This is a genomic window from Flavobacterium sp. B167r, from assembly GCF_056824315.1.
Genome location: NZ_CP124859.1, coordinates 576,277 through 592,738, shown reverse-complemented (window position 1 = coordinate 592,738; position 16,462 = coordinate 576,277). Strand labels below are relative to the sequence as shown.

The window sequence follows — 16,462 nt, the reverse complement described above, 5'->3', positions numbered from 1 at the left end:
TATTATTATTTACTATTTGATTAGAAAGTGTAGTTAAGTTTGAAGCTTAATCCTAACCCTTTTTTGTATGATAAAATATTTACATCTCCCGAAGCATTTTCTTGCACTCTGTTGATTTTTGGATCAAGAATGTTTTTTACAACAAAATCTAATCCTAAGTTTTTGTTCAATTTAGATTTAGCAATAAAGTCTAATGAACCAAAAGCTTTGTCAACTAAGTCACCTCTTCCGTTTGTTCCGATAGCATTAATACGATCTGAGAAATAAGTATAAGCAACCGTTGTATTTAAACTTTTATCATTTTCCCACTCTGACAAGTAAGAAAGGTCTGCATTCAATAATAAATCTGAAGCTCCTGTAAATTGGCTTTTAGTATTGGTAAATACAACTTGGTAATCAGTTTCTCTGTCAACTTTGTCTGCATTTAGCTCTTGGCTTGTGTGCAAGTAAGATGCGTTAATACCTGCAGATAATTTTTTAGCATTAACATCGTCAAAATTGAAAAGCATTTTACGGTATTCTACTTCGGCTCCTGCTACATATCCGTAATCTCCAGTGTTAATGTAAGAAATATCATTTGATGAAGAGGCAATTGTAACTTCGTTCATTGGGTTCAAAATGTATTTTCCAAAAGCAGTAAACGAAATTAACTCGTCGCTAGCAGGGAACATTTCCCATTTAAGGTCTAAGTTGTAATCGTCAGATTCGTATAAGTACGGGTTACCCACTTTTACTTGTAATACTTCTTCGTAAACAAATAATGCTCTTTCTTTAAATTGAGGTAGTGTATATGTTTTACTGAATCCTAAACGTAAATTTTGTTTTTCGTTCAATTCATATTTCATTGTTAAGCTTGGCAAGAATGCTACTTTGCTTAATTCGTCACTACCAACGTCACCTAATTGCGTGTCCCAATCTACATTTTGAACAATAGATTCTGCGCGTAAACCTAAAACAGCTGTCAATTTCGGGTTGAATTTATACTCTGTGTTTAAGTAACCTCCAAAGATAGTTTGTTTACCATCATAAGTTTGAGGATCTAAAGCATTTGATACTTGAGAGTTTCCTCTAAAAGTTGAAATGTTGAAATATCCATTGTTTAAGTTTGCTTCATTGTAAAACAAATCTAAGTTGTTTGGATCTACAATTGTATTTGTGTAACCTGCTTGAGATAAGAAATTGTATTGAGAAGCTTCAAAATTTCTGTTTTTAATTCTTCCGCTAGCTCCTAATGTGAATTTTCCTTTGTATTCGTCATCAGCATTTTTGTTGAATTTGTAATCAACAGAAAGGTTAGCCGCTAATTCGTCTTCTTTAAGTTTTTGGAAATATCTGTGGTTATCTGGTCTAGAGATAGAAGATAAAACATAACCAGCAGCTTCATTTCTAAAAGTGTTTTGCGCTCTATCTGGCATAGAACCATCAATAATGTTGTAAGATACTCCCCAGTTTAATTTAGATCTATCAGTTAATTTGTGATCTCCAAGTAATTGATTGATCCAAAGACTATTTTTTTCATAGTTAAAACGACGAATTAAACCGTTTCCGTTGTTAGCAAGATCGACAATGTATCCTGCATATTCTTCTTTTGATTGAGATGAAGTATTGATATATACGGTATTAAAACTTACTTTGTTGTCTGAATTAATTTTGTAACCAACATTCAGTAAACCTGTAGAATTTGTTTGGTACCCCATATCAGTGTAAGAGTAGAAATCTTTGTTTGCAACTCCAGCACCGTTTACACCACCTTTTGCTGTAGCGTTACGGATTGAATTGTATTCGTTGCTGAAATTAGCTGTAGCGAAGAAGCTTAATTTTCCTCCGTCACCAACATTAAAAGATTTTCCTCCAGAAATTCCTATTGAACCAGCAAACGGATTTTTGCCATCCATTTGTAAAGTGTTGTAGTTGTATTGAGTAAGAGGATTGTTTGGAATTGATGGATTGCTGAAACCAAAACTATTAATCCCTTTTTGCAATTTAAAATCTTTTTCGGCCAATGCATTTGTGTTAACATTAGAACCCATTTCGATTTTAAAATATCCGTTTCCTTTGTAATCTTTAGAAATGATGTCTACGTTACCTCCGGCAAAATCTCCGTATAATTTACTGCTGTAAACTTTGTCGATAGAAACATACTCTAAAATATCTGTAGAGAAAATTTCAAGATTTATGTTTTTCTTTTCTGGATCGTTTGAAGGAATTGGCAATCCGTTCATTGTTGTAGAATTGTAACGGTCACCTAAACCTCTTACGAAAATGTTTCCAGTACCTTCTTGTTTTGTAATACCAGTAGTTTTAGAAACTGCAGCTGCAACATCGCTAACTCCTTTTCGAGAAAGTTCTTGTGCGCCGATTGATTGTTTAATATCTACAGCATTTTTTTGTTCTAAAAGTAAAGCAGATTCTTTTTGCTTGCTTCCAGTTGAAGCTTGAACCACTACATCTTTAAGAGTATAACTTCCTGATGAAAGCCCTTGATTAACTGTTACAGTTTCGTTGGCTTTTACAGTTACAGGAGCTTCTGCCGATTCATATCCTAAAAAACTAAAAATTAAAGTATAGTTTCCAGGATTTACGCTCAATGAATATTTTCCATCTACGTCTGTATTTGCGCTAATATTTGTACCTTTAACTAAAACATTAGCAAATGGTAACGATGCGTTGTTCATGTCTTTATCAGTTAGAACCCCAGAAATCGTACCTTTGTTTTGTGCGATCGAAATCGTACAGATAAATAATGCAATAAAGAGAAATCTTAAATTGAATTTCATTTTTTTTCAGTGTTGTGTTTGTGTCTTAATATTTTTTTGCAAAGAAAGAACCGCTCTGTGAAGTCCATGTTACCGACTTGTTATGTTTTTGTGTTGTTAAGATTATCAAATTGTTACGAGATTAAATTACGGTTAACACCATTTTTTAAAGGTTCTTTTGTTAGTATATTTACCCTGTGAAATAAGAAATATCGAATGTTTAATGAAAAAGTTTCGATATAAAAATCTCAATTTTTGCTATTTATGAAAAAAACTCAAACTAAGATTTTATTAGTTGACGACGAACCAGATATCTTAGAAATCGTTGGCTATAACCTTGCTCAGGAAGGCTACCAGATTGTTACAGCTTCTAACGGAAAAGATGCTATAGCAAAAGCACAGAAAGAGCTGCCAGAATTAATCATTATGGACGTGATGATGGCAGAAATGGACGGAATGGAGGCTTGCGAGCATATTAGAAAAATTCCAGAATTAAATAATGTTATCATAACATTTCTTACAGCAAGAAGCGAAGATTATTCTCAAGTGGCTGGTTTTGACGCTGGTGCAGATGACTACATTACAAAACCAATTAAACCAAAATTATTGGTGTCTAAAGTAAAGGCGCTGTTAAGAAGGTTAAAAGAACAAGAAGTTGTTTCAGATACTTTAAATGTAGGCGGAATCGAGATTAACCGTGAGGAATACAAAATCATAAAAGGCAATGTAGAAATTGCTTTGCCAAGAAAAGAATTCGAATTATTTTATCTATTAGCTTCAAAACCAGGGAAAGTTTTTAAAAGAGACGAAATCTTGGATAAGGTTTGGGGTAATGAAGTTGTGGTTGGAGGAAGAACAATCGACGTTCACATCAGAAAACTTCGTGAAAAAATTGGCGAAGACCTTTTCAAAACAATAAAAGGAGTAGGTTATAAATTTGAAGTTTAATAGCCTCTATAAAGTTGAACCATATAAGTGATATAAGTTCATTTAATTATGGTTTGCTTTCAAAATAAAAAAGCTCATTTTTGTCAAAGTTTTAACTTTGATAAAGATGGGCTTTTCAAAGTTATTATTTGTTCCAAAAAAGAGTTAGTTTTAAATGAACTTATATCACTTATATGGTGAAAAAAAGTTTTAATGGTTTATTATTTTAAATATTTCAATGAAAATCAATTTTAAAAAAACATACAAATTTGCTATTAAATCGGCATTGTATATAAGTCTGTTTGCTACGGCATTTGTGCTGATTCTGATGTCTTTATTTTACAGAAATCAATTACAGCATCAAATAGCATTCGGAATAATTTTCATTATTGTCATATATGTATTCTCTTTTTTGGTTTTACAATATCGCGTAGAACGTTTTATTTATAGAAGAGTAAAGAAAATTTACGATGAGGTTTCTTTGTTAGAATCGACAACGCTTATCAATCAGCCGATTAATACGGATATGGAAACGCTTTCGCGTGAAGTGAAAAAGTTTGCGACCGATAAAAAACTCGAAATCGAAATGCTCGAAATTCGTGAACAATACAGAAGAGAGTTTTTAGGAAACGTTTCACACGAATTAAAAACACCTTTATTTACTGTTCAAGGTTACGTTTCTACTTTGCTAGACGGTGCAATGGATGATAAAAACATTAGAAAAAAATATTTAAAACGTGCCGAAAAAGGAGTAGAGCGTCTTATCTACATCGTTGAAGATTTGGATATGATTACCAAATTAGAATCAGGAGATTTAGATTTGAATATGACGGATTTTGATATTGTGGTATTAATTCAAAATGTTTTTGAACTGCTGGAAATGAAAGCAGACAAAAAGAAAATCAAGCTGGCTTTTGAAAGCAAAAATATTCAGTCGGTTATCATTAGAGGTGATCAGGATAGAATTCAGCAAGTGCTGGAAAACCTGATCGTAAACTCTATTAAATACGGAAAAGAAGGCGGCTTGACAGAAGTTGGTGTAGTTAACTTAACGAAGAAAAAAGTCTTAATTCGTATTAGTGATAATGGTGAAGGAGTTGAAAAACAAAATATTCCGAGACTTTTCGAACGTTTTTATAGAGTAGATAAAAGCGGAACAAGATCTGAAGGTGGTTCTGGTTTAGGTCTGGCAATTGTGAAGCATATTATTGAAGCTCATAAAGAGAAAGTTTACGTAGAAAGTGAGTTCGGAATTGGTTCTGAGTTCTCTTTTACACTTGAAAAAGCAAATAAATCGGCAAAAGCTGAGGTTAAATAAATGTAAGTTTGAATGAGCTAAAAGCCCTGAAACAGGGGTGTTTAACGATAAATCAACATTCGGATTTAGGTCGTAACATTAAATTTTTATTATAGTAACATCTGGTTAATGATTTCTTAACATAGGTGCTCCATCTTTGCATCCTGAAATTAAGGGAATTACAGAACTAATGATAAAAAGAAAACTATTAGCCGTTTTATTACTGCTAGCTTGTGCTGCAAATGCACAGGAAACAACTAAGCAGGAATTGAATAAACAGGATGTAAAAAACGAAGTAATGCGTATTTTAGATTCTATAAACAAAGCAAAACTTCCTGAGACAAAATCTGGCGGAGGTGTTGAAGAACATTGGTACGACAGAATTTCTTTGAGGGGTTATGCTCAAATCAGATACAATGGTTTGCTTTCTACAAACGATAAGGTTTCTTGCGAACAATGTGATAGATCTTGGGGTACAACTTCTACAGCTCCAGACGCAAAAGCAAACAATGGGCTTTTTATCCGTCGTGCTCGTTTAGTATTTTCTGGACAAGTTCATCCAAATGTATTTTTCTATTTTCAGCCTGATTTTGCAAGTTCGCCGTCAAGCGGAGTGAATAACTTTGTGCAAATTCGTGACTTGTATTTTGACCTTTCTTTTGATAAGAAAAAAGAATATCGTGTGCGTGTCGGACAAAGTAAGATTCCGTACGGGTTTGAAAATATGCAGTCAAGTTCTCAACGTTTAACATTAGACCGTGCGGATGGAATCAACTCTTCAATTTTAAATGAGCGTGATTTAGGAATCTTTTTTTACTGGGCTCCAGCCGAAATCAGACAGCGTTTTGAAATGTTAGTTAAAGACGGTTACAAAGGTTCTGGAGATTTTGGGGTTTTTGCTTTAGGAGTTTACAACGGTCAGATTGCAAATAAGTTAGATGCAAACAGAGATTTAAATGTTGTGGCCAGAGTAACATATCCTTTTGTTATTGGAAGCCAAATTATAGAACCTGGAATTCAGGCTTACACTGGTAAGTGGGCATTTACAGGAGAAGTTTCTCCAGGAGTTACTGTTAACGATCCTCAATATGTAAAAGATCAGAGAGTTGGTGCGACTTTCGTTTTATATCCAAGACCTTTCGGAATCCAGACCGAATACAACATCGGAACTGGACCTCGATATAATAAAATTACGAATACAATTGACCAAACCGATTTGAACGGAGGTTATGTTTTGTTAAATTATAAATGGGACATCAAAAAACAGCATATTTATCCTTTCGCCAAATTTCAATATTATGATGGAGGAAAAAAATACGAAAAAGATGCTAGAAGCTACGTCGTAAGAGATTTCCAATTTGGTGTTGAATGGCAACCAATTAAAGCATTCGAATTTACAGCTGAATACGTGATTGCGGACCGAACTTTTGAAGATAGCGTATTGCCGATAAACAGACAGCAAGGAAATGTGCTTAGAATGCAAGTACAGTTTAACTTCTAAAACCGGGAAATAGATTAAGCGGATTTATTTTATAAAAAAATGTAAACCTCCAACTTTAATTGGAGGTTTTTTTATGTGAAAAACAACGGATAAAATCGGTTTGATCCGCGTTCAATTATGCAGTTTTGTCTTCAAAAACCTTAAATAAAGAATCCCAGTCGATAGTGTTTTCAAATTGGGACAATCCTTTAAACGATTTTACTTTTGATAAATCTTCAATGCTAAAATCGTCTTGCATCGCATAAGGAACAAGATTTTCTTCCTGAAGTTTTATTGCCAAATATTCTTGTTCATATTGGCCAGGCGTCGGAATAAAAAAGGCTTTTTTACCCAATTTTGCCAAATCCATTACAGTTGTATATCCAGAACGGCACAAAACGAATTCACTTTCGTTAAAAGTTTGTTCCAACTGTTTAGAATTCATGAAATTATAATAAGTAACATTCCCAGCCTGCCATTTTTCTTGAGATTTTTCTACAATTCCTTGCACAAAAACTACTTTTCCAGAATATTTTGCTGCTTCTTTCTGTAATTTTTCATCCAAGAAAGTACGTTGCGGTTCAGGTCCAGACAATATAATCATCAAATCATATATTTTCGGAGTATCTTTTTTCTTCATACGGCTCAACGGACCGATATACTTTAAGTTTAGTTCATTCGATTTTAAATGACCTAAATCTCCCGTCAGGTTTGTTTTTTCGTTCAAATCAGGAACCCAGCATTCATTGTATTTTTTAATAAAATACTGATGGCATTTGCTAGTAAACCAAGTTGTATTCCCTGTCATCACATTCAATTGGTGTGTAATAAAAACTGAAGGTACTTTCTTGCTGATAACTCCTAATCTATTGTCTGAGATTATACCATCAATACCATGTTTTTTAATCCAATGATTGATCATTTTTTTCTCATCCAAAATGGCAGCAATCATTTTAGGAAGATTTTTAATCAGCTTCCATTTAAAGTTTTTACCATTCTTTGCATATTCAATATGATAAGAAGGCAACTCTAAAGTTTGTATATAAGGAAATTCTTTTCGCAATAAAGCCAAAGCAACTCCATCAGAAGCAATAATTGGAATGTAATTATTCTCTTGAAGCGCCTTGATAATAGGAATGCATCTAGTAGCATGTCCTAGTCCCCAATTTAATGGAGCAATTAAAATAGTTTTATTCGCAGAATAATCAATGCTCATTTTTAATACGTTTTAAAAACGAAGATAGAAAAATATGTTTTTTATGATATTTGAAGGCCATTACTAAATTATTAACTCTATAATTAAAGAATTGCTAGGAAATTCGAGAGGTGTTTCAAAAATAGTTCCGTTTTAGCAAATAAGATTACCTCTATGTTAAGTGATTTTTGATTTTTTGACAAAATAATTTGTAGGTTTAATTTGAATAATAAAAAAACCGAACGAAAGTCCGGTTAATTTATTGGTTTCAGTATCTTAGAAACTCAGCATCTTAGTAGCTTAGAATCTCAGAACCTTAATCTTGAATATATGTTTTATTTCCATTTTTGTTAATATAGTATTTACCGCCTCTTGGACCAGTATATACTTTTTTGCCATTGTATTCTCCAGTAACTTTATCTGGTACAGAAGGTGCTTTTTCGTTAGTCTCCTTTAAAGTTTTAGTAGCCGATTTTTTTGCAGTTGTGGCATCTTTCTTAGTAGCGTCAGCTTTTGCAGTCGATTTTTTAGCATCGGCTTTAGCTTTATCAGCAGAGCTTTTCGCTTTGTCAGATTCTACAGTAGCTTTTTTTGCATCAGCTTTAGCTTTTGCAGCTTCTTTGTCGGCTGTCTTTTTTGCTGCGTCAGCAGATTCTTTCTTTGCTTTAGACGAAGCTGCTTTTGCGTCATCTGCTGCTTTTTTAGATTTTGTGGCTTCCTTTTTTGCATCAGCCGAAGCTTTGTCTGCAGTAGTTTTGGCTTTTTTTGCAGAAGCTTCTGTTTTACTTTTCGTAGTTTTTGCAGTTGTTTCTTGTGCGTAAAAATTAGAAGAGAAAACAACCATCAAACAGAACAATACTAATTTTTTCATAAGGTTATATGTTTAAAATTCTATTAAAATTAAACAATTTATTGTCACCTTTTTCGCAACCCATTAAAAATATGCACGAAGCTGAACGTTTCCTGTATGAATGGTAGATCCTGTCTCGCTTTTACGTCCTTGGTAATTTAAATTAACATCCAAAAAAGACGTAAGGTTCTTCTGCAGAAGCAGTTTCCAAACAAGATTAGATCCTGCTTGAAGTCCTTCCAACATCTGAAAACCTACCGATGAAAATTCATTTCCATTAAATTTATTTTGATAAAAAGAGAATTCTCCATTTACGGTTACTTTCTTTTCGCCCGCATAAGAAAAAGAAGTTCCAAGTCTACTTTGGTCTAAAGTTTCAAAATTTCCAATTTGGTTTTTCTTATTTTGAAGCTCATAAAAGAAATCTAATTTGGTGTTTTTTGAAAATAAATAACTGACTTTCGGCGCCAATTGCCAGCCTTGAATATCATAATTTTTCTCGACAAAATCTTTAGAAACCAAATCAGTTTTTATAGTTTTGGTAAACAAATTAAACAGCCAGCTTTTTTGGTATAAATGTGTGTATTGAATTTGATGTGAATAATTCTGCACGTTTTGCGAACCGATGGAAAGCAAACTTTTGCCTTTGTTGACCAAATAAGAATAGGTGACAGAATGTTTTTGCTTGCCTCGATTGTAAAATAAACTGTTTCTAAAACTCGAATTCAAACCTAAAATATTTTCTTCAGACGAATCAAACGGATTCAATTCTAGTTTTTCGCCCTCGCTTTTTACCTTTCGATCCATTATAAAAGAGGTCTGATTGTAAAAATATGAAAGCAGTTTTTTGAAACCTTTTTCATTTTGCCATTGCAACGGATTCAAAGTCAAAGATTGCGAAAACTTATTCTGGTTGGTTTTAATGTAAACCTGATTCGGCAAAAAGACTCTAACATATCGCGCCTGATCTTGGTAAACTGCGACTTCAAATTCTTCCAATTCCTGAATTCCGTTTCCGTTATAATCGTTCCAAGTGTAAACTCCTTGCCCCGTTGGAACTTCGACATACGTAAATTCTTGTTGCGCAATAGTTCCAGAACTGGTTTCGTAAGCGGTTCCAATCTGCATAAATTGATTGAAAAAACGATCGTTATATAGAATTCTCGAATTTAAAGAAGGTTCATTTTGTCTCAATTTATCCGTAAAATCCAAATTTCGATAACTCGCATAAACGGCCAAATCTGTCTTTTTGGTCTGAATTAATTTTGATCTTAAATAATAAGTCTGCGAATTGTTTACGTGCTGTAATAATCCATTTTGCAAACTATCGTTGCGCCTTTGCAGAAAACCAACCTCCACAAAAACTTTGGTGCTGTCGCCGCGTCCAGTAAATACGCCATATTCTATAAATCTTTGGCTTAAAGCCGAAAACTGATTGGTAACTTTATCTTTTTCCTGATTGTTTTCTAGCTGCATACTCCCGCCAATCCAGTTTTTGCCAAAATGATATTTGGTTTTGGTTTGGTTTCTAATGAATTTTGATGTCGAAGCCGTAGCATCAGAATTCAGGAAACTTCCGCTGTTTTCAATCGTCCAATTTTTCAATTTAAACAAAGCATTTGTGGTGTGTCGCACGCCGGTGTAGCTTTCGCTAAAATCTAATTTTTCAAATTGATAAGTTAATAAACCAATATTTGAAGTTTTGTTTTTCGAAAATAAATCGAAATTTAAACCCGTAACCAAAAGGCTCTGGTTCCCCAAAAGTGTTCCTGTTAAATTCCAATCGCGATTAAATTCAATATTATACAAACGCTCAACCGATTTAAAATCCTGTTGCACATATTGATAATTCGCAAAAGCGTCTAAACTCCAATCTCTAGAAAAAAGACGTTTTTTAAGATTGGTTTTAAAAGCAACTCCTTCATTATTAGAATCATTAATGTCAGAAAATAAATTCTGGTCATTATTGCTGACCGCCAATTCAAAGTCAACCAATGTTTTCTCATTCGGATTATATTTTCCTAAAAATGTTGCCACTTGAAGTTTCATCGGCGCAACCAACTGAACAATAGGTTCGTAATTTCCTTGCAAAACACCATTTACAGGTTCTACATATTGATAAATGCGCTCAACAGAATTATTGTTTTGAATGATATAATTTCCTCCATTTGCACCAACTTGACTAAATCTTACATTGTACAAAACATCAGCCGAATTATTCGAATATTCGTAGGCTTCAACCGAGTTGACAAGTATTTTTCTATACAAAATTTTATTCTCAGCATAAGTATCTTCGTAGGCTGAAGGCGCTTTCATCAAATTGACATCATCGCCTGCCTGGCTTAAAATCAGAACTTGTTCTGGAGAAAGATTTTGCTGCAAAGGCTGATTTTTCATATCATTTTCAGAATACAAATAACCGCCAAAACTCCAGTTTTTATTCTCATGAGTCGCTCCTGCGTATGTAACCAATCGGTTATAATTTCGTTCAGAATATTGGTACTCGACATTAATACGCATTTCTGAAGTAATCGTAAAAAGCGAAGTAAAAACAATTTCTCCCGCATTATAATCAATCACATAATCGTTGTTTTCACCACGTTTCAGCAAAACGCCATTTACGTAAACACGTTCAGAACCCGAAATCACGAGAACGTACAATTCGCCATTTTGGCCTTTTAATTTGTACGGACCTTGATTTCCTTCCTGACCCGTAAAAGTGCTTTTGGCATATTGACCTTTAACAAAAGCAACCGAAGCAAAAACATTGGTTTTACTGGTTTCCGTATCAAAATCAAAGTTTGCAGAAAGTCCCTGAACCTTTTTATTGAAGCCTAAAAATTGGGTTTTCCTATTTTCTAAAAAGACATCGCCAGCGCGAATGTTCCAATCATCACTAAAAAGTTCGATAAAAATATTATCAAACTGATCGAGTTTCTGCGAATAACCGCCGTCTTGCAACGGAATATTATTATCCTGAAGCGAAGCTCTCAAACTGACTTTGTCTGAAAGTTTTCCTGTAATTTGTAAATCTAAATTGGAATTTAAAACCGTACTCTGATTATTACCAACCGTAACGCCTCGAGTAATGCTTCCAGAAGTTTCTAAACCGTCAAACGGCGTTACTTTTTTAGCATTGGAGTTATTGTCAATTCGGTAGAGTTTATCTGTTCCGACATCGCCGCTAACAATCTGGTCAGATTTATAAAGGCTGTATTCTTTGGTTAAGAAATCAGGATAATTAAGATAATTAACGATTAAAGTATCTGAAGCCGATTGGAATTTTTCATTTAAAAGCAAATATCCTTTTTGAAAATCAACCTTATAAAAAGTCGAATCGATTGGCTCGTTTTTAGTGTTCAGAATTTGAAAAAATCCAGAGTTGATGGACATTTTCTCAAGCCGAATAGTATCTTTTGAAACAATTACTTTTTTTGTTTTGTACAGCGATTCGGTGTCCTGAGCCTGAAGCGCAGAAAACCAGAAGAAAACCGTTAAAAACAGTAATTTTTTCAACATAAATACTTTAACTCTAAAAAGTCAAAAGTAGTATTTATAATTGGGAATTGCGGTGTCGGAAATTTTAGTTTTTAGTTCCTAAATAGTGATAGTTTGGTAACTATAAACGAGCAAATATTCCGAAAATTAATAACACCAAAATTAATATGATCATTACCGTAACTGAATCTGGATTTGCAAAGTTGGTTGTCCATCCAAATTCTTTAATTTTTTTGGGAGGAAACAATCTTGGATCTTCAGGGTTGTAATAAAATATTCCCCAAACCCAATTGTTTTGATCGTTTTGCCATCTGTTTTTGGTTTCTTCACTTGGTTCATTAAAATTTCTCATATGCTTAAATCATATTAGCTTAGTATAAAGTTAACTGATTTATTTTCATTTAATAATAATCTTGTTAGCTTTGTTTAAGATTTAACTGACTTAAATTATGGATACTAGCAAAGAACTTTTATTCTTTTTTAGTGCTTTGGGAGCTTTCAACGGAATTATTCTCGGAGTTTATTTCTTCTTTTTTACGAAGAAAAAATACTTGACGAATTATTTTCTGGGCGCACTTTTGTTTGCGTTAAGCATCCGAATTGCAAAATCTGTATTTGTTTATTTCCATCCCGAACTTCCAAAAATGTATCTCCAATTCGGACTTACAGCTTGCTTTTTTATTGGCCCTTGTTTGTATTATTTTATAAAATCGGCCGTCGATGAAGTTCAGGTAATGCCAAAATCATGGAAATTTATTTTAGCACTTTGGGGTACGCTAATTGTAGCAATTGGCATTTTATATCCGTATGAAATCTATCCAAAACTTTGGAGAGGTTATTTAATAAGAATGATTTACTTTCAATGGTTTGTTTACATTGCATTTGCGGGTTATGAACTTCGTGCAGTTTTGAAAAAAATATTGAATAGAAAAGAAAAAACAACGCCTTCTGAAATGTGGTTCGGAATGCTGTTTTTGGGTAATTTTCTTTTATTCCTATTTTATTTCTTAGCGATTATGGGAGCTCCTGCAGCAACTTATATAAGTGGAGCAGTAGTTTTTTCATTCATTTTATACTTAGGAATTTCGATTCTTTTGTACCGAAAAAAAACGGACGATTTATTTTTATTGAATGGAAAGATTTTGATAAAAAAAATGGATTCAGGAGAAGCAGTGATATGGTCAGAAAAACTAGAAAATGCTATGTTCGAAAAGTCTTTGTATAAAAATCCAAACTTGACCCTCCAAGATTTATCTCAAGAAATTAATATTTCGAGTCATCAATTGTCGCAGTTTTTGAATAATAATTTAGGAAAGAATTTTACCAGCTTTGTAAACGAATTCAGAATTAATGAAGCTTGTAAAATTATCGCTTCTACAGATAAATTGACTTTAGAATCTATTGGCTACGATGTTGGATTTAATTCTAAATCAACCTTTTTTGCGGCATTTAAAAAGCATACGGGAACAACGCCTCTTAATTACCAAATTCAGGCTTTGCAGTCTTAATGCAGAGTATGAATTTATAAATCCGTACTCCTGATTTCACTTTCTAAAACCTTATTGACAGATTTTCAGATGACTTTTGTTTCAAATAAAGTCAAACCGCTAATCTTAAAAGTTTATGAAATTTAGTATCGTAGTTGCCATTTCTATTTATTGTCTGATTTCTTCATCAATCGAAGTAAAGGCACAATCTGTAAAAAATAATCGAGATAAATCCTATGTCGAAGAGGACAAACTAATAGGAAAAAGAACATCTTCATGGTCCGATCTGGATTCTATAGCCAAGAAGCAAGATCAGAATCAGTTAAAAGTAGTTGTGAAATGCGAGCCTTCATTAGTGAAATGTGGCACAAACGGAATGGTTGCCGAAGGAAAAGATGTAATCAATAACATTGCAAAAAAAAATGAAGAAGATATTACAGTCAAGCCAGCATGTAGCGGTAACTAAATTCTGTTTTTCATTTTAATAATCCTGCTAACTTTTTCTTCTTTTCAGTTGCGTATAAGTTATAAGTATTCCAACTGTAGACAAAAAGGGACCAATTACGAGTCTAAAATCTGAGTAAGAAATATTTTTTGCATCTTTTCTAAGCAATGGACTTAAAGATATGCCAATGTATAATAAAGCAAGAACAAGAAAAACGAGTAAAAAGGTTTTTTTGGTCATTTTAAGTTATAATTAGTAGATGAAAAAATGTAATATCTTGATAATTAATTTGTCTCAGAATACTTTTTTCAAAAAAATGAAAAGTAAATGTAAGCAAAAAACAAATTGGTTACAGAAAATTCTTTCGAAATAAAAAAGGCTTCACTAATTTGTGAAGCCTTTTCAATAATGTTTGAATTAGATAATTACCTTTTATGGAGCAATATTAGATTAATTCTTTAGTTACAATCTGCATTGTTTCGCGGCTAACTTGTTTCAATAAAACTTCTTTATTAGCGACAACAGCTTCTGCAGCTTCTTCTGTAAAGTGACGGATTGTATATAAGGTTACATTTTCACTGTATTCTACTTTGAATTTTTTAGAAAGAATCGCGTTCAATTCTGGGAAATTTCCAAATTTATCTTCCACGCAAACAGAGAAACTAATTGCAGAGTTCTGAATTAAGTTTACTTTGATTTTAAATTCGTGGAATAATCCGAAAATTTCACTAATATTTTCTTCCATAATGAAAGAGAAATCAATAGAAGAAAGCGAAATTAAAAGTTGTTCTCTTTTTACGATAAAACATGGATATTGTGGTTCTAAGTCAACGCCTTTAGAAACGCAAGTTCCTTTTAATAAAGGATTCACAAATGATTTTACGTATAAAGGAATTTCTTTTTTCTGTAATGGCTGTAATGTTTTTGGGTGAATAACCGTTGCACCGTAAAATGCCAATTCGATTGCTTCACGATATGAAATTTGGTTTAGCAAACTCGCATTTTCAAAATAACGCGGGTCAGCATTCATAACTCCAGGAACGTCTTTCCAGATTGTTACACTTTCTGCATTTAAGCAATAAGCAAAAATTCCTGCAGTATAGTCAGAACCTTCACGGCCAAGAGTTGTTGTAAAATTGTTTTCGTCTGCACCTAAGAAACCTTGTGTAATATTTAACTGTTTTCTAGGGACATTTTTGCTGATGTTTTGTTGAGTCGTTTCCCAATCAACTTCTGCATCTCTGTAGTTTGCATTGGTTTTAATGAAGTTACGAACATCAAGCCATTGCGTTTGAATTCCCATGAAATTCATAAAATGACTTAAAATATTAGTCGAAATCAATTCACCAAAACTCACAACTTGATCGTAAACGAAGTTATAATTTGGAGATTTATTATGCGATAAGAAATATTCTAATTCAGCAAACTGTGCATTTACGGCCGAAAAAACCGCATGATTTTCGTCTTCAAATAAATCTAATAAGATTTGATTGTGGTATTTTTTGATTTCCTGAACAGAAGAATTCAATTCTGTCGATTTTTCAAAATAATTCTTGATTACCACTTCAAGAGCATTTGTTGTTTTTCCCATAGCTGAAACTACAAGAATTACATCTTCATAACCTACTTTTTGTAAAACGTCGTATACGTTTTTAATTCCATCTGCATCTTTTACCGATGCTCCTCCAAATTTAAATACTCTCATTATTAATTTATAGATTTTTAGTTTTTAGATTTCAGATTTGAATCGAAATCTTTATTTGTTTTTTTGCCACAGATTAAAATGATTTTCACTGATTTTAAATCCTTTTGATCCTAATAATCTGGGGCTAAATTTTTTTATAGTTTTTCTAAAAATGCATTAACGCCAGCTTCGTCCATTTGAACTACTCTCCATTCGTCAAGAATTTTTGCGCCCGAACTTTCGTAGAATTTTACTGCGGGTGTATTCCAGTCCAAAACATTCCATTCTACTCTTCTGACATTATCTCTTTTTCCTTGTTTCATGATTTCAGAATAAAGGGCAGAACCTAAACCGGTACCGCGCATTTTTTCTTTTACAATTAAATCTTCAAGATGAATTGTTTTTCCTTTCCAGGTAGAATAGCGATAATAATACAATGCAATTCCAACAATCTCTTTTTGTTTTTCCTCATCTTCAATCTCTGCTACAAAAACGTGAAATAATGGTTTTTCACCAAAACCGTCACGTATCAAATCTTCCTCTGTTATGACAACCGCATCAGGTTCTTTTTCGAATATTGCCAGCTCCTGAATAAGCTCTAACACCGATTTCATGTCTTCAGGATTTCCTTTTCTAATATTCATGATAAATAATTTTTACTATCTGTCCTTTATGGTATCGCTTTTTCCTTTATCAGATTTACTGTTGCGAATGCCTATAAGAAACAATTTTTGTATTCGTATTTTTAATTGTTTATTATCTCCAAAAGCATTTTTTTACTTGTTGCTTTTTGCAGATTATTAGCAAATATACAATAGTAGCAAACTAACAAAATAATTTTTG

12 protein-coding genes are annotated in these 16,462 nt (G+C 33.0%); 5 read left to right on the top strand and 7 right to left on the bottom strand.

The genetic code is table 11. The features are described 5' to 3' along the window. Positions 1-20: 20 nt before the first annotated feature. A complete protein-coding gene (locus QLQ96_RS02845) occupies positions 21-2,777 on the bottom strand; it encodes a TonB-dependent receptor (protein ID WP_482494503.1) in 2,757 nt (918 codons plus the stop codon). Between the two features lie 243 nt (positions 2,778-3,020). Between QLQ96_RS02845 and QLQ96_RS02840 the strand changes: the two genes are divergently transcribed. The 3 genes from QLQ96_RS02840 (at position 3,021) to QLQ96_RS02830 (ending at position 6,481) form a co-directional block, all read left to right on the top strand. Next, positions 3,021-3,704, top strand: coding sequence for a response regulator transcription factor (locus tag QLQ96_RS02840; protein ID WP_095954934.1), 684 nt, complete (start codon positions 3,021-3,023; stop codon positions 3,702-3,704). 217 nt (positions 3,705-3,921) lie between these two features. After that, on the top strand, positions 3,922-5,001 hold the full coding sequence (locus QLQ96_RS02835) for a sensor histidine kinase (RefSeq protein WP_482494501.1): 1,080 nt from the start codon (positions 3,922-3,924) through the stop codon (positions 4,999-5,001). Positions 5,002-5,170: 169 nt separating this feature from the next. Beyond that, on the top strand, positions 5,171-6,481 hold the full coding sequence (locus tag QLQ96_RS02830; protein ID WP_482494500.1) for a porin: 1,311 nt from the start codon (positions 5,171-5,173) through the stop codon (positions 6,479-6,481). 115 nt (positions 6,482-6,596) lie between these two features. Here the strand turns inward: QLQ96_RS02830 and QLQ96_RS02825 are convergent, their stop codons facing one another. From QLQ96_RS02825 to QLQ96_RS02810, 4 genes are all read right to left on the bottom strand, one after another. After that, a complete protein-coding gene (locus tag QLQ96_RS02825; RefSeq protein ID WP_482494499.1) occupies positions 6,597-7,676 on the bottom strand; it encodes a glycosyltransferase in 1,080 nt (359 codons plus the stop codon). A 295-nt stretch (positions 7,677-7,971) separates the two neighbouring features. Then, positions 7,972-8,526, bottom strand: coding sequence for a hypothetical protein (locus QLQ96_RS02820; RefSeq protein ID WP_482494498.1), 555 nt, complete (start codon positions 8,524-8,526; stop codon positions 7,972-7,974). A gap of 63 nt (positions 8,527-8,589) precedes the next feature. After that, positions 8,590-12,024, bottom strand: coding sequence for a hypothetical protein (locus QLQ96_RS02815; protein WP_482494496.1), 3,435 nt, complete (start codon positions 12,022-12,024; stop codon positions 8,590-8,592). 100 nt (positions 12,025-12,124) lie between these two features. After that, positions 12,125-12,355, bottom strand: coding sequence for a DUF5808 domain-containing protein (locus tag QLQ96_RS02810; protein ID WP_482494495.1), 231 nt, complete (start codon positions 12,353-12,355; stop codon positions 12,125-12,127). A 97-nt stretch (positions 12,356-12,452) separates the two neighbouring features. Between QLQ96_RS02810 and QLQ96_RS02805 the strand changes: the two genes are divergently transcribed. Together QLQ96_RS02805 and QLQ96_RS02800 are read left to right on the top strand one after the other, a co-directional pair. Continuing rightward, entirely contained in the window at positions 12,453-13,511 is a 1,059-nt protein-coding gene (locus QLQ96_RS02805) for a helix-turn-helix domain-containing protein (protein WP_482494493.1), read from the top strand. 115 nt (positions 13,512-13,626) lie between these two features. After that, on the top strand, positions 13,627-13,956 hold the full coding sequence (locus QLQ96_RS02800) for a hypothetical protein (protein ID WP_482494491.1): 330 nt from the start codon (positions 13,627-13,629) through the stop codon (positions 13,954-13,956). A gap of 424 nt (positions 13,957-14,380) precedes the next feature. Here QLQ96_RS02800 and QLQ96_RS02795 read toward each other — a convergent pair whose 3' ends face one another. Together QLQ96_RS02795 and QLQ96_RS02790 are read right to left on the bottom strand one after the other, a co-directional pair. Continuing rightward, a complete protein-coding gene (locus QLQ96_RS02795; RefSeq protein ID WP_482494489.1) occupies positions 14,381-15,640 on the bottom strand; it encodes an aspartate kinase in 1,260 nt (419 codons plus the stop codon). 134 nt (positions 15,641-15,774) lie between these two features. Next, a complete protein-coding gene (locus QLQ96_RS02790; RefSeq protein WP_482494488.1) occupies positions 15,775-16,263 on the bottom strand; it encodes a GNAT family N-acetyltransferase in 489 nt (162 codons plus the stop codon). Positions 16,264-16,462 lie beyond the last annotated feature (199 nt).

What these genes read in the sequence shown, in the direction of transcription:
- QLQ96_RS02845 (WP_482494503.1), bottom strand. Translation starts at nt 2,777, where the DNA reads ATGAAATTCAATTTAAGATTTCTCTTTATTGCATTATTTATCTGTACG.
- QLQ96_RS02840 (WP_095954934.1), top strand. Translation starts at nt 3,021, where the DNA reads ATGAAAAAAACTCAAACTAAGATTTTATTAGTTGACGACGAACCAGAT.
- QLQ96_RS02835 (WP_482494501.1), top strand. Translation starts at nt 3,922, where the DNA reads ATGAAAATCAATTTTAAAAAAACATACAAATTTGCTATTAAATCGGCA.
- QLQ96_RS02830 (WP_482494500.1), top strand. Translation starts at nt 5,171, where the DNA reads ATGATAAAAAGAAAACTATTAGCCGTTTTATTACTGCTAGCTTGTGCT.
- QLQ96_RS02825 (WP_482494499.1), bottom strand. Translation starts at nt 7,676, where the DNA reads ATGAGCATTGATTATTCTGCGAATAAAACTATTTTAATTGCTCCATTA.
- QLQ96_RS02820 (WP_482494498.1), bottom strand. Translation starts at nt 8,526, where the DNA reads ATGAAAAAATTAGTATTGTTCTGTTTGATGGTTGTTTTCTCTTCTAAT.
- QLQ96_RS02815 (WP_482494496.1), bottom strand. Translation starts at nt 12,024, where the DNA reads ATGTTGAAAAAATTACTGTTTTTAACGGTTTTCTTCTGGTTTTCTGCG.
- QLQ96_RS02810 (WP_482494495.1), bottom strand. Translation starts at nt 12,355, where the DNA reads ATGAGAAATTTTAATGAACCAAGTGAAGAAACCAAAAACAGATGGCAA.
- QLQ96_RS02805 (WP_482494493.1), top strand. Translation starts at nt 12,453, where the DNA reads ATGGATACTAGCAAAGAACTTTTATTCTTTTTTAGTGCTTTGGGAGCT.
- QLQ96_RS02800 (WP_482494491.1), top strand. Translation starts at nt 13,627, where the DNA reads ATGAAATTTAGTATCGTAGTTGCCATTTCTATTTATTGTCTGATTTCT.
- QLQ96_RS02795 (WP_482494489.1), bottom strand. Translation starts at nt 15,640, where the DNA reads ATGAGAGTATTTAAATTTGGAGGAGCATCGGTAAAAGATGCAGATGGA.
- QLQ96_RS02790 (WP_482494488.1), bottom strand. Translation starts at nt 16,263, where the DNA reads ATGAATATTAGAAAAGGAAATCCTGAAGACATGAAATCGGTGTTAGAG.